The organism is Effusibacillus pohliae DSM 22757 (genome assembly GCF_000376225.1).
GTDB lineage: Bacteria > Bacillota > Bacilli > Tumebacillales > Effusibacillaceae > Effusibacillus > Effusibacillus pohliae.
Map to the genome: position 1 here is coordinate 72279 of NZ_AQXL01000127.1, position 20981 is coordinate 93259.

The following is a 20981-nucleotide window of genomic DNA, read 5'->3' on the forward strand; positions in this document are numbered from 1 at the left end:
AGACTACTGTGATGCCCTATTTCTTTTGAAAATGTGGAGGGATCGCTCGATGAGGCGCAGGCAAGCTCGCGAATGCGCGCTGCAGAGTCTGTTTCAAATCCATATCGGCGAAGTGCCGCCGGCGGAAGCAATCCGGTATGTGCTGGAAGAAGCGAGCGGAGACTTGGACCTTGACTTTTTGAACAAATTGGTGATGGGTACATACGAGCACCGGTCGGCGATTGACGACCTGATCCGGCAATATTCGATCGGCTGGGAATTGGACCGGATGCCGGCCGTTGATCTGACTGTGTTGCGGCTTGCTGTTTTCGAGATGCTGTATGAAACGGAGACTCCCCCGAAAGTTGTGATCAACGAGGCGATCGAACTGGCGAAGGCGTTTTCGACGGAGGAATCGGGCAAGTTTGTCAACGGGATTCTGGGCAAGATGCTGCCGGATCTCGAGCGGTTGCGAGGTTCCGTCAACGGATGATTCTCGGCATTGACACGAGCAACTATACGACATCCGTTTGCCTGATCGATTCGCTCGGCAAAATCGTCCGCGATCAGCGTAAATTGCTGGAAGTGGAAGCGGGCGAGCGGGGATTGCAACAGTCGGCCGCCTTGTTTCAACATATCAAAAATTTGCCTGAGCTGATGGAGGGAATCGGGGATTTGCGGGAACTGCAGGCCATCTGCGTCTCGTCGCGGCCGCGGCCGCTGGCAGGTTCCTATATGCCCGTTTTTCTCGCCGGGGAAACGATAGCGAGGAGCCTTGCAGCCGCTTTCCAGGTTCCGCTTTACCGGACGAGCCACCAGGAAGGCCATATCGCGGCTGGAGAAGCGACCGCAGGGAAAGTACCGGCCGACGAATTCCTGGCAGTTCATCTGTCAGGCGGTACGTCCGATCTGCTGCGTGTGAAACGTTTGGCGGCCGGGTATCAAATCGAACCGCTGGGCCGTTCCGTCGACCTGCATGCCGGCCAGTTTGTGGACCGGGTCGGCGTGGCCCTCGGACTTCCGTTTCCCGCCGGACCGCATCTGGAAAAATTGGCCCGCTCCGCATCGCCAGAACATGCGGCCATCCGCTTGCCGTCGCCGGTGAGCGGGTTGAACTGGTCGTTTGCCGGACCGGAAACGGCTGCCCGGAAATATATCGAATCGGGCGCCGAGCCTGCCGCCGTTGCCCGGGCGGTCGAGGACTGTATCGCAAAAGGGTTGGAAAAAGTGATCCGGAAAGCGATGGAGCAAACCGGTCTGCAAGCGATCCTCGTAGTGGGAGGCGTCGCCGCCAACCTGCATATACGCAACCGCCTGCGCCGCCGGTTGGGGCACCCGGCGGTGGGGGCCAAGCTGTTTTTTTCCGATCCACGCTATTCGACAGACAACGCTTACGGCGTTGCCCGCATCGGCTTATTGGCGTACCGGCACCGGTAACGCGACTGGCGGTATCGCGAACATGACAATAGCAACCGATTGGTAGATTGCACAAACTATAGTATAATGGTAGGGTACGACCTTGGAGACGGCGAGGAGGAACTCGGTGTATGGCGGAAGCATTGAAAGTGGACGAAAAAGTATACGATATCACGATCATCGGCGGTGGCCCGACGGGACTGTTTGCAGCTTTTTATGCCGGCATCCGCGATATGTCGACGAAGATCATTGACAGCTTGCCGCAGTTGGGAGGCCAGCTGGCGGAATTGTATCCGGAGAAGTACATCTATGATGTCGCCGGCTTTCCGAAAGTATACGCGAAAGATCTGGTCAACAATCTGAAGGAGCAGATGGCTCCTTACAATCCGACCATCTGTTTGAACGAGCGGGTCGAAGGATTGGAAAAGCTGGAGGACGGCACGTTCAAACTGACTTCCAACACGACGGTCCACTATTCCCGCACCGTTTTGATCGCGGCCGGAATCGGGGCGTTCACGCCACGGCGTCTGCCGGCAGCGAACGCGGAACAGTTCGAGGGCAAAGGAATTTTCTATTTTATCGACGATCTTGCGAAGTTTAAAGGGCTCAACTGTCTGGTAGTGGGCGGTGGCGACTCGGCGGTCGATTTTGCGTTGATGCTGGAAACGGTCGCGAAAAAAGTGACGCTAATTCACCGGCGCGACCAGTTCCGGGCGCATGAAGACAGCGTCCGCCGGCTGTTCAGCTCATCCGTTGAAGTGAAGGTGTTCACCGAACTGAAAGCGGTGGAAGGCGAAGGCAAGCTGGAGCGGGGGCTGCTTGTCAACAGCAAGGAGAAAACGGAAGAAACGATCGAAGTCGATGCGATTATCGGCGCGCTCGGATTTTCCGCGTCGCTCGGTCCGATCCACGACTGGGGGCTGGAGATCCAGGACAACGCGATCGTCGTCAACACAAAAGGAGAGACGAATATTCCGGGCGTGTACGCGGCGGGCGACATCGTCACATACCCCGGCAAGATCAAACTGATCGCCACCGGCTTTGGCGAAGCTCCGACTGCTGTCAACAACGCGAAGATCTACCTCGACCCGCAGTCCAAGCTGCATCCGGGTCATAGTTCGTCCGGCTTTGGCAAAAAATAGAAGCTAACGCGACCAAAGTCTACGTCCGGCGGGCGTGGACTTTCCGTATTTTTCAGGAGGGATTGGAACATGGCTGCACAAGTGATCAGCGGCAAGGAAATCGCCGCGCAAATTCGGGCGGAACTGAAGAGTGAAGTGGAGAAACTGGCTGCGCGAGGCATTCAGCCGGGCCTTGCCGTGATCCTGGTCGGGGATGACCCGGCATCGCACAGTTATGTGAAAGGAAAAGAGAAGGCGGCTGTCGAATTGAATTTTCATTCGGAAGTGCATCGTTTGCCGGAGAGCGTATCGGAACAGGATGTGCTGGCGCTGATCGGCAAATTGAACGAAGATCCGAAGATTCATGGGATTCTGGTGCAATTGCCGCTGCCCCGCCATATCTCGGAAAAAGCGGTGATTCAGGCGATTGACCCGGAAAAAGATGTTGACGGCTTCCATCCGCAAAATGTCGGGAACATGTATATCGGGCTGCCTGCCTTTCTGCCATGTACGCCGCACGGCGTGATCCAGATGCTGAAGCGTTCCGGCGTCGAAATCGCCGGCAAGCATGCGGTTGTGATCGGCCGCTCCAATATTGTCGGCAAGCCGATGGCACAACTGCTGCTGTCGGAAAACGCGACGGTGACGATTTGCCACTCGCGCACGCCTGATCTGGCTGCGATGACGAAACAGGCGGATATTTTGGTGGCTGCTGTCGGGCGAGCCGGCACTGTCCGTGCCGATATGGTCAAGCCGGGTGCGGTCGTGATCGATGTGGGTGTCAACCGCGTCGACGGCAAGCTGGTGGGCGACTGCCTGTTTGATGAATTGAGCGAAGTAGCCGGCATGATTACGCCTGTTCCCGGCGGAGTGGGGCCGATGACGATCACCATGCTGATGTACAATACAGTCGAATCGGCGAAACGCCATTGAACACGGGGGGCTTATGAGTAACCGGAAGGCAAGCGAAGAGGCGATTCTTTCCGTTTCCGAGCTAACAGGCAAGATCAAGTGTTTGCTGGAACAGGACCGCTTGCTGGCCGATTGTTGGGTGAGGGGGGAAATCTCCAATTTTACCCGCCACAGCAGCGGCCACATGTATTTTACGCTGAAAGATTCGGGCAGCCGCATCAAATCGGTGATGTTCGCCTCAAAGAACCGGAATCTCAACTTTCTCCCGAAGGAAGGGATGAAAGTCATCATCCGCGGCTATGTTTCGGTGTATGAACGGGACGGCCAGTACCAGTTGTATGTGGAGGAAATGCAGCCGGACGGGCTGGGGTCGCTGTTTCTCGCGTTTCAGCAGATGAAGGAGCGGCTGGAACAAGAAGGCTTGTTCAGCATGGAACACAAGAAACCGTTGCCGAAGTTTCCGAAAGTGATCGGAGTTGTCACTTCGCCCACTGGAGCGGCGGTCCGCGACATTATCACGACGATCCGCAGGCGCTATCCGGTCGCCCACATCCTGCTGCATCCAGTGCTGGTGCAGGGCACGGAAGCGCCGGCGTCGATCGCGGCTGCGATTGAACGGCTGAACCGGTGCGTGGAGTTGCAAATCGATGTCCTGATCGTCGGCCGCGGCGGCGGTTCGCTGGAAGAGCTGTGGGCGTTCAACGAAGAGATCGTCGCGCGGGCGATCTTCGCTTCGCAGATTCCGGTGATTTCTGCCGTCGGGCATGAGACCGATTTTACCATCGCCGATTTCGTGGCCGATGTACGGGCGGCAACGCCGACGGCGGCTGCCGAATTGGCGGTGCCCCATCTGCTGGAATTGCTTCGCCATCTCGATACGACCCAGCAGCGGCTGATCACCGCAATATCCAATCAGGTGCGGGATCTGTGGCGGCGTCTCGAGCGGTTGGAGCAGTCAACCGTATTTTCCCGCCCAACGAGCCGCATCGAACAGTTGCGGCAGCAAATTGACCACGCGGAAGATCAGCTTGAGCTGCTGCTGACCAAGCTGATCGGCAGCCGCAGCCGGCGGGTCGATGAGCTCGTCCGCCGCCTGTCGCAAACATCGCCCGTCGAGCGTGTGATACGAACGGAGGAACGGTTCGGATTCGTTTTGCAACGGATGCTGTCTGCCATGTCCAACAGACTGACGGCGGCGGGGACCCAATTGGACAGGATGCTCGACAAGCTGGACGCATACAGTCCGCTGCATGTGATGAAACGGGGCTTCTCGCTGGTGTACCGGGAAGAAAAAGGCCGCCATCTGGTCCGCAGCATCAACGAAGTGCAGTTGGGGGACAGGCTGCATGTGCGCTTGCGGGACGGATGGCTGGATTGCCAGGTATGGGGGATCGAGGAGGAACAGAATCGTGACGGATAAAAAGATTGAAACGAACGAACAACAGGCACACAAAACACTGTCGTTTGAGGAGGCGCTGGCCGGCCTGGAGAAAATCGTGCGCGAGCTGGAAGCGGGCGAAATTCCGCTGGAACAGGCGATTGCCAGCTTCCAGGAGGGCATGCAGCTGGCCAAAATCTGCCGGGAAAAGCTCGACCAGGCGGAACAGAAAATCGAAATGCTGGTGGCGGACGCGGCAGGTCTCAGCAAAAAGCCATTTGCGCCGGAGGAGTAACGATGCCATTTTCACTGGAAGAGTATTTACAGAGCCGCGTAAGCGAAGTGGAGGTGGCGCTTGACCGCCTCGCTCCTCCCGTATCGCAGCCTCCGCAGCCGATCTGTGAAGCGATGCGATACAGCCTGTTTGCCGGCGGCAAACGGATCCGGCCGATTTTGACGCTGGCGACGGTCGAAACGCTCGGGGGCGACCGCGAGGAGGCCCTGCCGATCGCTTGCGCAATCGAGATGCTGCATACCTACTCGTTGATCCATGACGACCTGCCGGCGATGGACAATGACGATTACCGGCGGGGCAGGCCGACCAATCACAAGGTGTATGGCGATGCGATCGCCATCCTGGCGGGCGATGCCCTGTTAACGTACGCGTTTCAGGTGTTGGCGGAAGTTGACATGCAAGGCCGGGAGAAAGAGCAGCTGGCGATCATTCGAGAGTTGGCGAGCGCAAGCGGGGTACAGGGCATGATTGGCGGGCAGGTGGCCGATATTCAGGCGGCAGGCAAGCCGGCCGATGAAGCGACGCTGCTGTACATCCACCGTCATAAAACGGGTGACCTGCTGACCGCGTCTGTAAGGATGGGGGCGATTTTTGCCGGTGCCTCGCCTGAGGAATTGCAGTTGCTCACCACGTATGCGCGCAACCTCGGGCTCGCGTTTCAGATTCAGGACGACATTCTCGACGTGGTGGGCGATCAGGAGAAACTGGGAAAAACGGTCGGTGCCGACGCGGCGCTTGGCAAACTGACGTTTCCCAGCGTATATGGACTGGAGGAATCACGCAACCAATTGGTCAGGTTGACACAGGAAGCGCTCGCCGCGCTGGATCGGCTGCCGCGCGACACGACCATTTTGCGGGCGATCGCCGATTATCTTTTGAAACGGGAGCACTAAAACACCCCGTGAAGTGACGCAAGCCTTCGCAGCGAATTCCGAGTACTTCGCGGGGGCCCCGGAAAACACCCCAAAAAGTGACGTAAAGCTCCGAAGCAGATTCCGAATACTTCTCTCTGCGCATCCGGGACACAATCCTTTGGATGCGCTTTTTTCATGCAATTTCCTTGTGTAGATCCGTCTGCGGATTCGGAAACTATAGGAGGATTGATTCTTGGGCACAAACGGGGGGCAGGCGACCGTCATGCAAGTTTTGATGTGGTTTGTGAACGCGCTGATTGTGTTCGTGGTGGCGTTTCTGATGATGAAAATGATGGGCAAACGGGCCATCGCCCAAATGTCGGCTTTCGATGTGATCGTCGTGTTCGTGCTGGCGTCGATGTTGTCCACCGCCCTAACTGATCAGAGCAAAATGTGGCCGATTTTGGTCACCGGCGTATTTTTCATGCTGATCTATATGGCTGCCTCGTTTCTGCTGTTGAACAACAATCTGCGAAAAGCGATCTACACCAAGCCGACCGTCTTGATCAGCAAGGGCAACATCAATGAAACAGGGTTGCGGCAGACGCGCATGACCGTGCCGGAATTGCTCGGAATCCTGCGCATCAAGGGGTATTCTTCCGTGGCGGATGTCGAGTTTGCGATCATGGAAGAAGCGGGCGACATCTCGGTCATTCCGAAATCGCAGTCCGGACCGGTCACGCCGCGGGATCTGAACATCGTCAAGGCACCTGTCGCTTTGCCCGTGCCGGTGATTGTGGACGGCGAGTGGATCGACGACAATCTCGCTTTTTTGCAAAAAGACCGGTCGTGGATGCTGCAACAGTTGGCCATGCTGGGAGTGGAGCAAGACGATGTACCGAAGCTCACATTGGTGCAGGTAGAGCCGGACGGAAGGGTGACGATCGACCGCAACGAGCCGGCGTTCCAGGGGAAATTTCAGCCGGGACAATTTATGAGCCCGGAACAGGCGTCGACCGCCGTCATGCCTTCGGCCGCCAGCCAACCGGGAATTTCGGAAGCGACCAAAGGTGCGCTGGCGATTATCAACCAGCAGTCCGGCGCCTGCACCGATCCGCCAAAAAAGCAGAAAAAAGACCGAACGAAAAAAGGCCAATCGGTTTAAACGTCGCAAGCTTCTCCAACTGAGAGAAGCTTTTTCCATGCCAAAAGGGACAGCCAAATCGGGGCTAAAAACCGCAAAAAAAAACGAAATTCCTATTCCCCGTTCAATCAGCCAGATTTCTTGTATACGGGAACGACCGCATGATCGCGCTGCAGTTTTTGCATCGATTGGTTGAATCGATCGCGTATGGTATAATGGTTTCAAAATCGGAGGGTGGCGCAGTATTCTAGTCAACCCCCCTCTTCTGAAGGCGGGCCTAAAAATCCGTCGAAGGGCACATCGATGAAGTTCCTGGTGTTGGCTTGAGGCGCCCAGCCTTGGGCTGATACTGGGAGTTAAGGTAGTAGGGCGATCCGCAATGGCATGCGGGCGTGGACCCTACTACCGCGGAGGCCCATGTTTGTGGTTTGACGCCAGCGCGCCGAGAACTACGACATGGGGTATGAACCTGCATGGCGAGTGAGATGCTATCGTTGATGACACGACACTTGTGTGCAGCGTAGCCTGCCTTGAGTGATGTGGAGGGATTGCAGGATTCAGGCGGACCGTTTCGGCCAAAACGCGTCCGCCGGTGCTGCATGAAATCCACGTTGCAAAAGAGGCTAGGAAGATGTGCGGGGTTGTTGAGGAAAACTCCTAGACTGTCGTGATCCACGTGACTTTTCGGGGATTATAGTGTGGTCTAAGTGGTAATCGAGTCCGGTGCATGGCAACATCACCGAGACGGACATAAAGGGAAACCGCCGCCATGGCGACGTGGCGGTGTCTGTCTGGGAAAACCTACTCGACCTAAGCCACAGCGTTTACCCGAAAAGTTGCCACCCCACCCCATCTACATATTATTCTCGCGAACGGAGTGTATTTCTATTCATGAATAGCGCGTGGCGTGACACGCTTCGATGGGCGGCGTTGATCTTCGTCGTCACTTTTTTTCTATCTGGATTTTTCAATACTTCCACCATCCTGCTCGATCTGGCCGATTGGTGGGTCGGGGTCTTGGTCGTGATCGCGATTGTCCTCGTCGGCATTTTTTTTGATATAATGGGACTGGCAGCCGCCGCGGCGCGAGAGACGCCTTACCATGCGATGGCGTCCGAGCGGGTGCACGGCGCGAAGCAGGCCATCCTGATCGTGCGCAACGCGGAAAAATTCTCGAACTTCTGCAATGATGTGATCGGCGATATTTCCGGTGTCTTGAGTGGGGCAGCGACGGCAGTCGTGGTCGCCCGCATCATCGAATCGACGGATATCAGCGGCCTGTTTCGGCAAGCGATCGCCATCCTGGCGACGGCGCTGGTGGCCGCCTTGACAGTCAGCGGCAAGGCGCTCGGGAAAGCGTATGCCATCCGCAACGCCAATTGGATTATTTTACAGGTTGGAAAATTCTTCTACCTAATGGAACAAAAATTTCATATCCGGTTATTTGCTGGAAATGATAAGAAAAAATCGCGAAAGCGAGGCGGTAAGCGTGTGGTTGGAAAACGTCAACAGCCCCGCTGACATCAAAGATTTCAATGTGCAGCAATTGGAGGAGCTGGCGGAAGAGATTCGTCAGTTTTTGATTGAAAGCCTGTCGGTCACAGGCGGCCACTTCGGCGCCAACCTGGGAGTTGTCGAATTGACGGTCGCGCTGCACAAAGTGTTCGACAGCCCGCGTGACAAACTGATCTGGGATGTCGGCCATCAGGCCTATGTGCACAAAATCCTGACCGGCCGCAAATCGCTGTTCCCCACATTGCGCAAGTTCAAAGGACTGTCGGGTTTTCCGAAACGTGCGGAGAGCGAGCATGACATGTTTGATGTGGGGCATTCCTCGACATCGATCTCGGCTGCCGCCGGCTACGCGGTCGCCCGTGACCTTGCGAAAGAAAACTATCACGTGGTGGCGATCATCGGCGACGGAGCGATGACGGGAGGCATGGCGTTTGAAGCGATGAACCATGTGGGCCACATCGGCACCGACCTGATCGTGGTGTTGAACGACAATGAGATGTCGATCGATCCAAACGTCGGGGCGATGTCCAATTATCTGGCAAAAATCCGCACCGATTCGCATTACCAGAACGCGAAGGCGGAAATCCAGCATATCCTGTCGAAAATCCCGACGGTCGGCAACAAAGTGGCGAAAGGGCTGGAGCGGCTGAAAGATTCGCTGAAATATCTGGTCGTTCCCGGCATGCTGTTTGAAGAGTTCGGTTTCACTTACATGGGCCCGATCGACGGGCATAATATTTCCTTGTTGCTGCAGGCCTTGGAACAGGCGAAACAGACGAGAGGACCTGTTCTGCTGCACGTCGTCACGCAAAAAGGAAAAGGGTACGCCGCCGCGGAAGGTGCCTACGACAAATGGCACGGGGTCAATCCGTTCAACATCGAGACTGGCGAGTCGCCGAAGGTGGTGTCGACCGCTCCGACGTACAGTTCCGTATTTGGCAACACGATGATCAAGCTGGCGGAAATGGACGAGCAAATCGTCGCCATCACCCCGGCCATGCCAACTGGTTCCGGTTTGCTCAAATTTGCCGAGAAGTTTCCGAACCGGTTTTTTGACGTGGGCATCGCCGAGCAGCATGCGGCGACGTTTGCGGCCGGTCTTGCCTGCGCCGGGATGAAGCCGGTGCTGTCGATCTACTCCACATTTTTGCAGCGGGCGTATGACCAGACGATTCACGACATTTGCATCCAAAATATTCCTGTCACGATCGCGATCGACCGGGCGGGGCTGGTCGGTGCGGACGGGGAAACGCACCAGGGGGCGTTTGACATTTCGTTCTTGCGGGCGATTCCGAATATCACCATCATGATGCCGAAGGACGAAAACGAGCTGCAGCACATGCTGTATACGGCGCTGCAGCAGAATACGCCGGTTGCCGTCCGCTACCCGCGCGGCGAAGGGCGCGGCGTAAAAATGGACCGGGAGTTCCATGAAATCCCGATCGGCAAGGCGGAGATCCTGCGTGACGGCCGATCCCCACTGGCGATTCTGGCGTTGGGGCCGATGGTCGAGCTGGCGGAAAAGGCGGCGGATGTGCTCGAGCAGGACGGCATCTACCCGATGGTCGTCAACATGCGGTTTGTCAAGCCGCTGGATGCAGACCTGCTGCTGGATCTCGCGATGCGCGGCTACCGCCTGATCACCGTCGAAGAAGCGGCGATCGCCGGCGGCATGGGGTCTGCGATTATGGAATTTTACGCGACCAACATGATTCCCGGCATGGAACTGTTCCCGATCGGCTTGCCGGATCGGTTCATCGAACACGGTAGTGTCAAACAGCTGCTGGAGTCGGTCGGCGTGACGGTGGAACGAATTGTCGAGCACGCAAAACGAATCGGGCCGAAAAAACGGCAACGCGCATGAGGCCGTCGACAGTCGTCGCGGCGGCGTTGATTCTGTTGGCCGCCAATATCGGGTTTGGAGCTTGCAGCCCGTTTCGGTTCGGGTTTGCAAGCTTTCCGTATTTCTAACAAGACGTCACCGTTTTCCGGGTCCAAGCCCAGAGCAAGTCTTGGCAGTTTGCAGTTTCAAAGCGCCACTTTGGCGGGTATCTTGAAAGGAGCCTTTATGAGCACGAAAGAGCGTCTGGATGTTCTGCTGACCGACAGAGGTTTCTATCCGTCCCGGGAAAAAGCGAAAGCGGCGATCATGGCGGGGCTCGTGTTTGTAGACGGGGAGCGGGTCGACAAAGCCGGAACCAAGGTGAAAATCGATTCGCGGATCGAAGTGGCGGGCAATCTGCATCCGTATGTCTCAAGAGGCGGATTGAAACTGGAAAAAGCATTGCGCACGTTCGGCGTTTCGATGGAAGGCCGGGTGGTGATCGATATCGGCGCTTCCACCGGCGGTTTCACCGACTGCGCATTGCAGCACGGTGCCCGGCTGGTTTACGCGGTGGATGTCGGCTATGGGCAATTGGCCTGGCAACTGCGGCAGGATCCGCGGGTCATCGTGATGGAGCGAACCAATTTTCGCCACCTCAAACCGGCAGACTTGCCAGCCGACCGGCCGGACATTGCTGTGATGGACGTCTCCTTTATCTCGGTCCGGCTGCTGTTTCCGGTCATCAAAAGCGTGCTGGTACCAGGCGGTACCCTGCTCTCCCTGATCAAGCCGCAGTTTGAGGCCGGCCGCGAGAAAGTGGGGAAAAACGGGATCGTCCGCGACCCGGAAACCCACCGCGAAGTGTTGGTGCAAACGCTGCGGGCAGCCGCGGCGGAAGGGTTTGCAATCCGCGGCCTCACCTTCTCGCCGATTACCGGCGGCGACGGCAATATCGAATTTTTGGCACATCTCGTGCTGTCCGATCGGCCTGTATTCAATGAAACGGCAGCCGAGCTGGTTGCGGAAACCGTTCGTACGGCCCACGAGACATTGCGAAAAGATCCGCTGCCTGGGAATTGAAGGAATGGAGCGGAAAATTCGCGAATAACTCTGGTGGACGACCGTATTGTAATTGTGAACCGATGTGCAAGGGGGCGTCATGCCATGAAAAAAATCGGGATTGCCGTCAACCAAAACAAACCGACCGCCGTTGCGGTCACCCGGCAGCTGATCGAACTGCTGGAGGAGAAAGGGGCAAGCGTGTGTGTGGACAGCGCTGTTGCCGGCAAAATCGGCCGGCCGGACATCGCCATGGAAGTCGGGCAATTTCCCGGGCATGTCGATCTGGTATTCGTGCTGGGCGGGGACGGAACGCTGCTGGGAGTGGCGCGGCAGTTGGCGGTGTACGATTTGCCAATGCTGGGAATCAATCTCGGCCACCTCGGATTTTTATCGGAAGCGGAGCCGGAAGACCTCCCGAGCGCCGTCGATCGCGTGTTGCGCGGCGATTATCATTTGGAAAAGCGGATGATGATCGAAGCGTCGATCATTCGCGGCGGACAGGTGATACATAAGAACATCGCTTTGAATGACGTGGGAATCGCCAAGGGATCGTTCGGCCGGATGGTGACGCTGTCTGTCTATGTGGACGATATGTACGTCGACAAATACTCGGGCGACGGGTTGATCGTATCGACGCCGACCGGTTCGACCGCCTATTCGCTGTCTTGTGGAGGTCCGATCGTCAGCCCGCACATCAACGTGATCGTCGTCACCCCGATTTGTCCTCATACGCTGCATTCCCGGCCGTTTATCATCCAGAAAAATCAGGAGGTGCGGGTTGTGGTATCGGCCACCCACAATGACATCGGGATGACGATCGACGGCCAGGTCGGTTACAGAGTCGAGGTCAACGATATCATCCGGATTCGCAAATCCCCCCACTACACGACTCTGATCAAATGGCAGGAACGTGGTTTTTTCGACGTGCTGCGGCAAAAACTGCACGACCCAAACTAGTGCTCTGGAGGGGAAACCACTCGCATGAAAGGTCAACGGTTACTGAAGATTCGCGAACTGATCACCACCCGTGACATCGAAACGCAGGAAGAACTGGTGGAAAGCCTGCGCGAGGCGGGATTCCAGGTGACACAGGCGACCGTGTCGCGCGACATCAAGGAACTGCAGCTGGTGAAAACGCCGACGCCGGACGGACGCTACAAGTATGCGCTGCCGGCCGAGCCGACGTACAATCCGGAGGCCAAGCTGCGCCGGTTTTTAAGCGACAGTTTCGTCTCGATCGACCGGGCCGAAAATCTGATCGTCCTGAAAACGCTCCCCGGCAACGCCAATGCGATCGCGGCGCTGATCGACGCTTTGAACTGGGAACCGATCATCGGTACGATCAGCGGTGACGACACGATCCTCATCATCTGCCGCAACCGGGAAGACGCCCCGGAAATGGTTGACCGCTTTCTCGAATTTTTATAACTTGCGAACATCTGTTCTATATGGTATCCTTGTGATAGAAAAATTCGGCAATCGGCGACCGGCTGTCGCCTGGAGATCGCTAGGGTGAGGGGGGATAGGATGTTACAGGAGCTGCATATCCGGAACTTTGCCTTGATTGAGGAAGTGCGGTTCAGTTTGGGGCCGGGTCTCAATGTCTTGACGGGTGAAACGGGGGCCGGCAAGTCGATTTTGATCGACGCGCTGGGACTTGTCCTGGGAGGGCGGTCCTCATCCGAGATGGTCCGCCAGGGATGCGACAAGGCGATCGTCGAAGCGCTGTTCGTAGTGCAGCGGGACAAGCTGTTATCCGAACTGTTGCAGGCTCTGGGCATTGAATGGGAAGACAACGCGCTGGTGATCGTGCGGGAGGTGCATGCGTCCGGCAAATCGGTCTGCCGCGTCAACGGGCGGATTGTGACGGTGCAGATTTTGCGGCAAATCGGCGGCCTGCTACTGGATCTTGCCGGCCAGCATGAGCATCAATCCCTGCTGCGCGTGGAGGAACATCTGGCGATCCTGGACGCGTTTGGCGGCGAACCGGTTCAGCGGTTGAAACAGAAAGTGGCGGCTGCTTATGCGAACTGGAGAGCCGCCCGAAAGGCGTTGGAGAAGGCGGCGATCGGCGAACAGGAACGGGTGCAGCGGCTAGACATGCTTCGCTTTCAACTGGAAGAGATCGAAACATTGGGTCTGAAACCGGGTGAAGAGGACGAGCTGGAGGAAGAACGGCGCAAGCTGGCACACGCCGAAAAACTGTATGGAACCGCGTCCGGAGCCTATGACAGCTTGTACCAGGGAGGACAACGGCAGGCTTCCATTGTCGAAAACCTCCACAAAATCAGCTCGGAACTGGAAGACGCATTGCGCTATGATCCGGAGCTCGCTTCGATTCTGGAGTTGGTCAAATCGTCCGCCTACCAGTTAGAGGAAGCGGCACACGAATTGCGTTCCTATCGTGACAGAATCGAATTCAATCCAGACAAGCTGCAGGTGATTGAGGAGCGGCTTGCGGCGTTGGCCCGGCTTCGCCGCAAATACGGCGATTCGGTGGCTGACATCCTCGCCTATGCCAACAAAATCTCGCAGGAGATCGTCGACCTGGAACATCATGAAGAAAATCTGGAGCGGCTGCAATCCGAACTGGATTCGCTTGAACGGCAACTGGTGAAGGATGCGGCGGAACTTTCCCGCAAGCGGAAGTCGATCGCAAACAGCTTCGCAAAACGGATCACGCAGGAACTGTCCTCGCTCATGATGCCGCGCACCCGATTTGAAATCGACTTTCAGCTGCAGCCGGATGAGCAGGGCATCGACGTGGACGGGCAGCGGGTCCATGTGAGCGAACTGGGCATCGACCGGGTGGAGTTCCTGTTTTCCGCCAACCCCGGCGAACCTTTGCGCCCGCTTGTCAAAATCGCCTCCGGAGGCGAATTGTCCCGCACGCTGCTGGCGATCAAAACGGTGTTGTCCGGCGAAGGCGTGGAAACCCTGGTGTTCGATGAGATCGACACGGGCATTTCCGGCCGAGCGGCGCAAGCGGTGGCGGAAAAAATGGGGCTGGTGGCGTCCGCCAACCAGGTGATTTGCGTCACCCATTTACCGCAAGTGGCTTGCATGGCCGACCGCCATTTTCTGATCGTCAAACGGCAGCGGGCAGGCCGCTCGCTCACCCTGGTTCAGGAACTGAGCGAGGCGGAGCGGGTGGAAGAACTGGCGCGTATGCTTTCGGGCGCGGAACTGACCGATACCACGCGCAAGCATGCGGAGGAGATGTTGCTGCAGGCGCGGCTTCTCAAGCACGAGGCGTCCTGACAACCGGCCAAAGGGGACCTGCTGCTTGGCACCTTGTTGTCATCCCTCAATCCAACCGGGGGAAACCGGATTCACACTAAAGGTTGTGATTTCCGGTTTTACCCGGTTTTTCTTTGTGCAAAACTGATCGTAATGGCATAAAAGTGTCCGGGAAAGGCAACTTTATAGACACATACTTGGCGGCACCATTTTTGTGAGGTGAGAAGGGGGCGTGACGAAGTGTGACAAAAGGAATTTTGAAACGATTGTTTGGACTGGCTCTGGCAAGTTTGGTCGTCGCGCTGTTCAGTTCGACTCCGGTCCGTGACTGGGCCAGCACCCCTGCCCATATCCGGTTGCTGGAGGGACACAGCACACTGTTAAAGCTCGGACTTCCCGTCAGTGCAACTGTCATCACTTCCAATTCGCATGTCGCCACTGTCCGCGGAAACCCCGATTCCCGCGCTGCCTTCAACTTGAAACAACCGATCGAAATCGACTCCCTGACACAAGGAGATACGGATGTTCAGGTGAAATTGTTCGGTTTCCTGCCGCTGAAGTCCGTGCATGTCAGCGTCGTACCGGATATCCGGGTGATTCCCGGCGGACAATCGATCGGCGTCAAAATCAAATCCAACGGCATCATGGTAGTCGGCTACAATCTGGTCAAATATCAGCAACACTCGATCTCACCGGCGGAACAGGCGAATATCAAAATCGGCGACGTGATCACCGCAATTGACGGACGCAAAGTGGAAAGCGTCGAACAAGCGGCGAATCTGATCAACAAAGCGGGCAAGGAAAATCGCGATTTGGAAATCACCGTGCTTCGCTCCAAATCGCAGGTGAAACTGCGCGTCAAGCCAACCTGGGACAAAGAGACGGAAACGTACCGGATCGGCCTCTATATCCGCGATTCGGCGGCAGGCGTCGGAACATTGACCTTCTATGCGCCGACCTACAATGTGTTTGGTGCTCTCGGACATGTCATATCCGATATGGATACCGGCCAACCGATCCAGGTGAAGGAGGGTCAGGTGGTTCACTCGAGCGTCACGTCGATCGATAAGGGAGAAAGCGGACAGCCCGGCGAAAAACGGGGCGTGATGATCGACGAGGATAACGTGTTGGGCACGATTACAAAAAACTGTGATTTTGGCGTATTCGGCCATATGAAAAAGGCGCCCGAGCGCGGATTGATGACGGAGCCGATTCCGATCGCGCTGGCCGAGCAGGTGAAGGAAGGGCCGGCGAAGATTCTGACGGTCGTCGACGGGCAAAAAGTCGAGGAATATTCGATCGAGATCGTGAACGTGTTGCGCCAGAAGTATCCTGCTACCAAAAGCATGGTGATCCGGATCACCGACCCGCGCCTGCTGGAGAAAACGGGCGGCATCATCCAGGGCATGAGTGGCAGTCCGATCATCCAGGGAGGCAAACTGGTAGGCGCCGTCACCCACGTATTTGTCAACGACCCGACGCAAGGCTACGGAGTGTTCATCGAATGGATGTTGAATGAGGCGGGCATCGAAACAAAAGCGAGCAAAGCGTCCTAGAAGCCTGAAAACACCCGATTGCACGGGTGTTTTTTGTATGTAGGTCTTTTGGCCTATTTTTGTAATATTTTTCGACAAAGAGTCTGACATAAATCATGCACAGCAATAATAAGCATCGATACAAGACGAATGTCGAAAAAAATGTGAAAAAATGTCGGAAGATTTTTGCGAAAACTTTGGAAGGATTAGCCACACTGTTTGTCGAACTCTATTTTTCGTGCACCAACAGTGAGAAGGGGGAGCCAGGCAGTGAGTCAAATTCGAGTTTTGGTAGCAGACGACAACAGGGAATTTGCCGATCTTCTGAAAGAATTCATATCCGAACAACGCGATATGGAAGTGATCGGGATTGCCTACAACGGGAATGAAGTGCTGGATCTGATCGAAACCCACATGCCCGATGTGGTTATCCTTGACATAATCATGCCGGTGCTGGACGGAATCGGTGTGCTGGAAAAAATTCAAAGCATGGAGTTGAAACCGCAACCGAAAGTGATCATGTTAACCTCGTTTGGTCAGGAAACGATCACCAAGCGGGCTGTCGAACTGGGGGCGTCTTATTACATTTTGAAGCCGTTTGACATGGATATTCTGATCAACCGAATCCGCCAGGTGGTGCGCATTCCAACCGGCGGCAAGCAGCCGCCCGTGATGACGCGGGGCAAAAACGTGGACGCTTCGATTACCAACATCATCCATGAGATCGGCGTGCCGGCCCATATCAAGGGGTATCACTACCTGCGGGAAGCAATCAACATGGTATACAAGGATGTGGAAATTCTCGGCTCGATCACGAAGGTACTGTATCCGAAGATCGCCGACAAGTACAACACCACGCCGAGCCGGGTCGAGCGGGCGATTCGCCACGCAATCGAAGTCGCTTGGGGCCGCGGTAATATCGACGCCATCCGCGCCGTCTTCGGCTACACTGTCAGCGTCGGCAAGGCGAAACCCACCAATAGCGAGTTTATTGCGATGGTCGCTGACAAGCTCAGGATTGAGGCGAAGATCGGCTGAGGCCTTATGGGATGCGGTTGTGCGATTCCAACAAACTTCCTTCATTCAGAGTTGTCATAATTCTAAATCAACTGGCCGATAGTGGTCAAAGCCCAGCAGTTCTTTGAGGTAGCGGTAATGATGGGCTGTATCTCTTGACGCATGGAAGCTCGTTGACGGGGGATGTGATGTCCGGCTTGACATAATGATTTTCAACAGCTTACAATGAAAACAGATTGTCGAGCGTGTAACCTTGGGTGGGCATGAGCTTGAGAAGGAAAACTTCTGGGCTTATGCCCATCTTTTTTTACAAGGACCATTCGGTTCATGCGCAGGTTGGGGTAAAATGATCGGGAGAAAGGGGACAAGCCATGCATAAAGAAGGACAAGGGGCGGCGAAATTCCGGAAAGCGATCGCGGCGTCAAGAGGGTATTCGATAGGCAAGGCCCGTTGGATACGGGATGAGATCACCTGGGGAACCACTCAGACTGACAACCCTGAAGCGGAATGGGAACGATTGCAGCAGGCGCTTGCAAGCGCGAAGGCGGAATTGGCCCTTTTAAAGCAACAGATGGCATACCGGCTGCAAAAATCGGAACTGCAAATCTTTGATGCGCATCTGTTGCTTTTGGAGGATCCTGCCATTTTGAATGAAGCAAAACAGGAGTTGTGGGACAGAAAAGTGAATGCGGAAGCGGTGATCGGCTCGGTCATGGACAATTACGCCGCGATGCTGCAAACTTTGGAAGACAAATACATGCAACAACGAACGACTGACATCAGGGATGTAAAACAGCTCATACTGAAAAAATTGTTGGGTGTCGGTCCGGCAGGCTTTGAATCGCTGGATGAACCGGTGATTTTGCTTGCTGAAGACCTGACCCCTTCACAAACGGCCTCGATCCCGACTGGCGTGGTTAAAGGGTTCGTAACCATGATTGGCGGAACAAGCAGTCACAGCGCGATTCTTGCACGATCGCTGCAAATTCCGGCTGTCGTTGGGGCAGGGCCTGATTTGTTGGACATTCAGGAAGGGGACGAGGTGATGGTCGACGGATTTACAGGGGAATACTGGGTCAATCCGAGCGATGCGGATCGTGCGCTCTTTTTGGAGAAGAAGCGGAAATACGAAATCCAAATAAAAGAACTGGACGCTTATAAAACGAATCCGGCCGTTACGAAAGACGGAACCCGGGTGGAAGTGGCCTGTAACATCGCCCATCCGAAGGATGTTGACCAGGTGCTTGCTGTCGGGATTGGAGGGATCGGGTTGTTCCGCACTGAGTTTCTGTTTATGGACAGGGCTGATTTTCCGACTGAGGAAGAACAGTTTCTCGCATACAAAGAAGTGCTGGAAAAAATGGGCGGCAAACCGGTGATCATTCGCACATTGGATATTGGCGGGGATAAGCCGCTCTCCTATTTTCCGATGGAAGAAAAAAATCCGTTCCTTGGATACAGGGCGATCCGGATCTGTCTTGACTTGCCGGAACTGTTTCAAACGCAGTTGCGGGCGCTGTACCGTGCGAGCCGCTTCGGAAACCTGAAAATCATGCTGCCGATGATCGCTGCGGTTGATGAAGTCATTCAGGCAAGGACAATTCTGGAAGAGGTGCGGAAGCAAGTCGGTGCCGATCCTGTACCTGTCGGAATCATGGTCGAGACCCCGGCAGCCGCCATGATGGTCGATCAGCTTGCGGAATTCGTCGATTTTTTCAGTATTGGCAGCAACGATTTGACGCAATATGCGATGGCGGCCGACCGAACGAACGAAAAGGTCGCGTACTTGTCCGATCCGTTGCATCCACCGGTTCTGCGGATGATTCACAAGATTATCCGGGACGCGCATGAAAAAGGCAAACGGGTTGGCATGTGCGGCGAAATGGCGGGCGATGAACGGGTGATTCCGCTCTTGTACGCGATGGACCTGGACGAATTTTCAATGAATGCGGGTCAGGTGTTGGCGGCGAAGAAGCAATTTTCAACTTTGACCAGGCAAGACTGTCAGCTTCTGCTCGACCGGGTGCTGCGAGCCAAGACCAAGTCGGAAGTGGAGCAGATCATACAGAATGGGCTACCCGGTCTGGAGGGGTGAGAGGGGCGGGGCTTGCGGCGAACGGTGTGAGCATAAGCGTGCAAAAATTCAGTAACTAATATAAAATTAGAATGTCGGAAGAAATGTCGGACGACACGACTCTAAATCCCAAAAGGAGTGGTTCAGCATGTACGACATCGCTGTCATCGGAGCGGGACCGGCGGGGGCGAGCGCCGCTTTGTTTGCCGCCAAGGCCGGAAAGAAAACGTTGGTGATCGATAACGACCAGAGCATCACCAAACGGGCGTGGATTGAAAACCATTACGGCGTGTTGGAGATTACGGGCCCGGATCTGGTAGAGACGGGGAAAAAACAGGCTGCCAAATTTGGCGCCGAACTGGTTCTGGGAAAAGCGCTCAACGTTGTGAAACTGGAGGAAGGATTCCGGATCGAACTGGAGGGTCAGCAGTTTGAGGCGCAGCATGTCATCCTGGCGACCGGTGTCGCCGTCGATCTGGCGGAAAAAATCGGGCTGAAAACGAAACCGGCAACCGAACCGCGGATCAAGACGGTGATCGACGTGGACGCAAACGGCAGGACCAATGTTGATGGAATCTGGGCAGCCGGGACGGCAGCCGGGGTAAGCGTTCACACGATTGTGACTGCCGGCGACGGAGCCAAGGTGGCGATTAATGTGATCAGCGAGTTGAACGGCGAGCGGTACGTCGATCATGATGTGCTGAAGTAAGTTCCAGTTCGGCCGACAAATACTCATCCAGCGGAACGATTTTATACCCTTCCCGTTGTAAATCGTCGAGAATCAACGGCAGCGACTGAACGGTCAACGACCGGTCGAGTTCGCCGTCGTGCGCCAGCAAAATGCCACCGTGCCGCTCGCGAATCAGCCGCATCACTCTGGCTCGCACCGCCTCCGGCGTTTGCGTGCTGCGGTTTTCCACACAGACATTCCACAGCACCATCTGTTTGTTCATTTTGTTGACCGTGTCAGTGATCGCGTCGCTGATGTTGCCGCGGGGAGGACGAAAATAGGGAGAAACCGCATGCGGCGAACCCAAGATTTGCACCAGCACCGTGTCCGTATCCGACAGTTCCTTATAGACTTGATCGCGATCCAATTTTTCCAGTTCGGGATGCGTGAACGAATGGTTTGCGATCAGATGCCCCTGTTTCACGATTTCCCGCGTCAAATCCGGATGGGCGAGAGCGTTTTGGCCGACGACAAAGAAGGTGGCTGTCAGGTGGCGTTGTTTCAACATTTCCAATATTTCGGGCGTAAACCGCGGGTCCGGTCCGTCGTCAAACGTCAGTGTGACCATATGGTCGGGTACGTAGGCGAGCGCTGATTTTGCATGCGGAACCCGCAGCACAACCGCAAGCACAGCGGCTGCCAGCAACCCGGTCAGCAGGATCCAGCGTTTCATGCAGGTTCCCCTCTCCATATTTGCTTAAGACTCTCGGAATTAAAATTTCCTTACAGGCTCTAGTCTCTTGACTAGGGCCATTTATTGTTTCACCCCCAAAACAGGAGTGCGAACAAATTTTCCTCTTGACTTTTTCAAATCACCCCAACAATCGCGATGGAGGCATCTAATTGCCTACTACTAGACGGTTTGGGTGATGTTCATGATTCC

General features: G+C 55.7%; 19 protein-coding genes. 18 read left to right on the forward strand and 1 reads right to left on the reverse strand.

The features are described from left to right. The first annotated feature begins 49 nt into the window (after positions 1-49). The 18 genes from nusB to C230_RS0113015 all read left to right on the forward strand — a co-directional run bounded on the left by nusB (position 50) and on the right by C230_RS0113015 (position 20077). The gene (nusB, locus tag C230_RS0112925; protein WP_018132465.1) at positions 50-472 is read left to right on the forward strand and encodes a transcription antitermination factor NusB; all 423 of its coding nucleotides are present in this window, start codon (positions 50-52) and stop codon (positions 470-472) included. Continuing rightward, complete coding sequence (locus C230_RS0112930) at positions 469-1416, forward strand: tRNA (adenosine(37)-N6)-threonylcarbamoyltransferase complex transferase subunit TsaD (RefSeq protein WP_018132466.1); 948 nt, start codon at positions 469-471, stop codon at positions 1414-1416. Before nusB ends, C230_RS0112930 begins: the two co-directional genes overlap by 4 nt. 110 nt (positions 1417-1526) lie before the next feature. Further along, complete coding sequence (locus C230_RS0112935; RefSeq protein ID WP_018132467.1) at positions 1527-2537, forward strand: NAD(P)/FAD-dependent oxidoreductase; 1011 nt, start codon at positions 1527-1529, stop codon at positions 2535-2537. Positions 2538-2606: 69 nt separating this feature from the next. Then, a complete protein-coding gene (gene folD, locus C230_RS0112940) occupies positions 2607-3449 on the forward strand; it encodes a bifunctional methylenetetrahydrofolate dehydrogenase/methenyltetrahydrofolate cyclohydrolase FolD (protein WP_018132468.1) in 843 nt (280 codons plus the stop codon). A 13-nt stretch (positions 3450-3462) separates the two neighbouring features. After that, a complete protein-coding gene (gene xseA / locus C230_RS0112945; protein WP_018132469.1) occupies positions 3463-4848 on the forward strand; it encodes an exodeoxyribonuclease VII large subunit in 1386 nt (461 codons plus the stop codon). Further along, on the forward strand, positions 4838-5101 hold the full coding sequence (xseB, locus tag C230_RS0112950; RefSeq protein WP_018132470.1) for an exodeoxyribonuclease VII small subunit: 264 nt from the start codon (positions 4838-4840) through the stop codon (positions 5099-5101). The genes xseA and xseB overlap by 11 nt, the downstream gene beginning before the upstream one ends. 2 nt (positions 5102-5103) lie before the next feature. Beyond that, a complete protein-coding gene (locus tag C230_RS0112955; protein ID WP_018132471.1) occupies positions 5104-5994 on the forward strand; it encodes a polyprenyl synthetase family protein in 891 nt (296 codons plus the stop codon). A 214-nt stretch (positions 5995-6208) separates the two neighbouring features. Next, entirely contained in the window at positions 6209-7120 is a 912-nt protein-coding gene (locus C230_RS20390; RefSeq protein WP_018132472.1) for a DUF421 domain-containing protein, read from the forward strand. A gap of 870 nt (positions 7121-7990) precedes the next feature. Continuing rightward, entirely contained in the window at positions 7991-8620 is a 630-nt protein-coding gene (locus tag C230_RS0112965) for a hypothetical protein (protein WP_018132473.1), read from the forward strand. Then, positions 8589-10478 (forward strand): 1-deoxy-D-xylulose-5-phosphate synthase, encoded by a 1890-nt coding sequence (gene dxs / locus C230_RS0112970; protein ID WP_018132474.1) that lies wholly within the window; start codon positions 8589-8591, stop codon positions 10476-10478. The genes C230_RS0112965 and dxs overlap by 32 nt, the downstream gene beginning before the upstream one ends. Before the next feature lie 204 nt (positions 10479-10682). Beyond that, entirely contained in the window at positions 10683-11519 is an 837-nt protein-coding gene (locus C230_RS0112980; protein WP_018132476.1) for a TlyA family RNA methyltransferase, read from the forward strand. An 84-nt stretch (positions 11520-11603) separates the two neighbouring features. After that, on the forward strand, positions 11604-12458 hold the full coding sequence (locus C230_RS0112985; protein ID WP_018132477.1) for an NAD(+)/NADH kinase: 855 nt from the start codon (positions 11604-11606) through the stop codon (positions 12456-12458). 24 nt (positions 12459-12482) lie between these two features. Then, positions 12483-12929 carry a transcriptional regulator AhrC/ArgR gene (ahrC, locus tag C230_RS0112990; protein ID WP_018132478.1) on the forward strand — a complete coding sequence of 149 codons (447 nt, stop codon included), beginning with the start codon at positions 12483-12485 and terminating at the stop codon, positions 12927-12929. A 99-nt stretch (positions 12930-13028) separates the two neighbouring features. Further along, entirely contained in the window at positions 13029-14762 is a 1734-nt protein-coding gene (recN, locus tag C230_RS0112995; protein ID WP_018132479.1) for a DNA repair protein RecN, read from the forward strand. Positions 14763-14983: 221 nt separating this feature from the next. Next, entirely contained in the window at positions 14984-16297 is a 1314-nt protein-coding gene (spoIVB, locus tag C230_RS0113000; protein WP_018132480.1) for a SpoIVB peptidase, read from the forward strand. Positions 16298-16546: 249 nt separating this feature from the next. Continuing rightward, on the forward strand, positions 16547-17314 hold the full coding sequence (gene spo0A / locus C230_RS0113005; RefSeq protein WP_018132481.1) for a sporulation transcription factor Spo0A: 768 nt from the start codon (positions 16547-16549) through the stop codon (positions 17312-17314). 350 nt (positions 17315-17664) lie between these two features. After that, on the forward strand, positions 17665-19389 hold the full coding sequence (gene ptsP / locus C230_RS0113010; RefSeq protein WP_018132482.1) for a phosphoenolpyruvate--protein phosphotransferase: 1725 nt from the start codon (positions 17665-17667) through the stop codon (positions 19387-19389). A 127-nt stretch (positions 19390-19516) separates the two neighbouring features. Continuing rightward, positions 19517-20077, forward strand: a complete 561-nt coding sequence (locus C230_RS0113015) for an FAD-dependent oxidoreductase (protein WP_018132483.1) — start codon at positions 19517-19519, stop codon at positions 20075-20077. Here the strand turns inward: C230_RS0113015 and C230_RS20400 are convergent. Continuing rightward, on the reverse strand, positions 20028-20771 hold the full coding sequence (locus tag C230_RS20400; protein ID WP_018132484.1) for a polysaccharide deacetylase family protein: 744 nt from the start codon (positions 20769-20771) through the stop codon (positions 20028-20030). The two genes, C230_RS0113015 and C230_RS20400, sit on opposite strands and share 50 nt — an antisense overlap. Positions 20772-20981 lie beyond the last annotated feature (210 nt).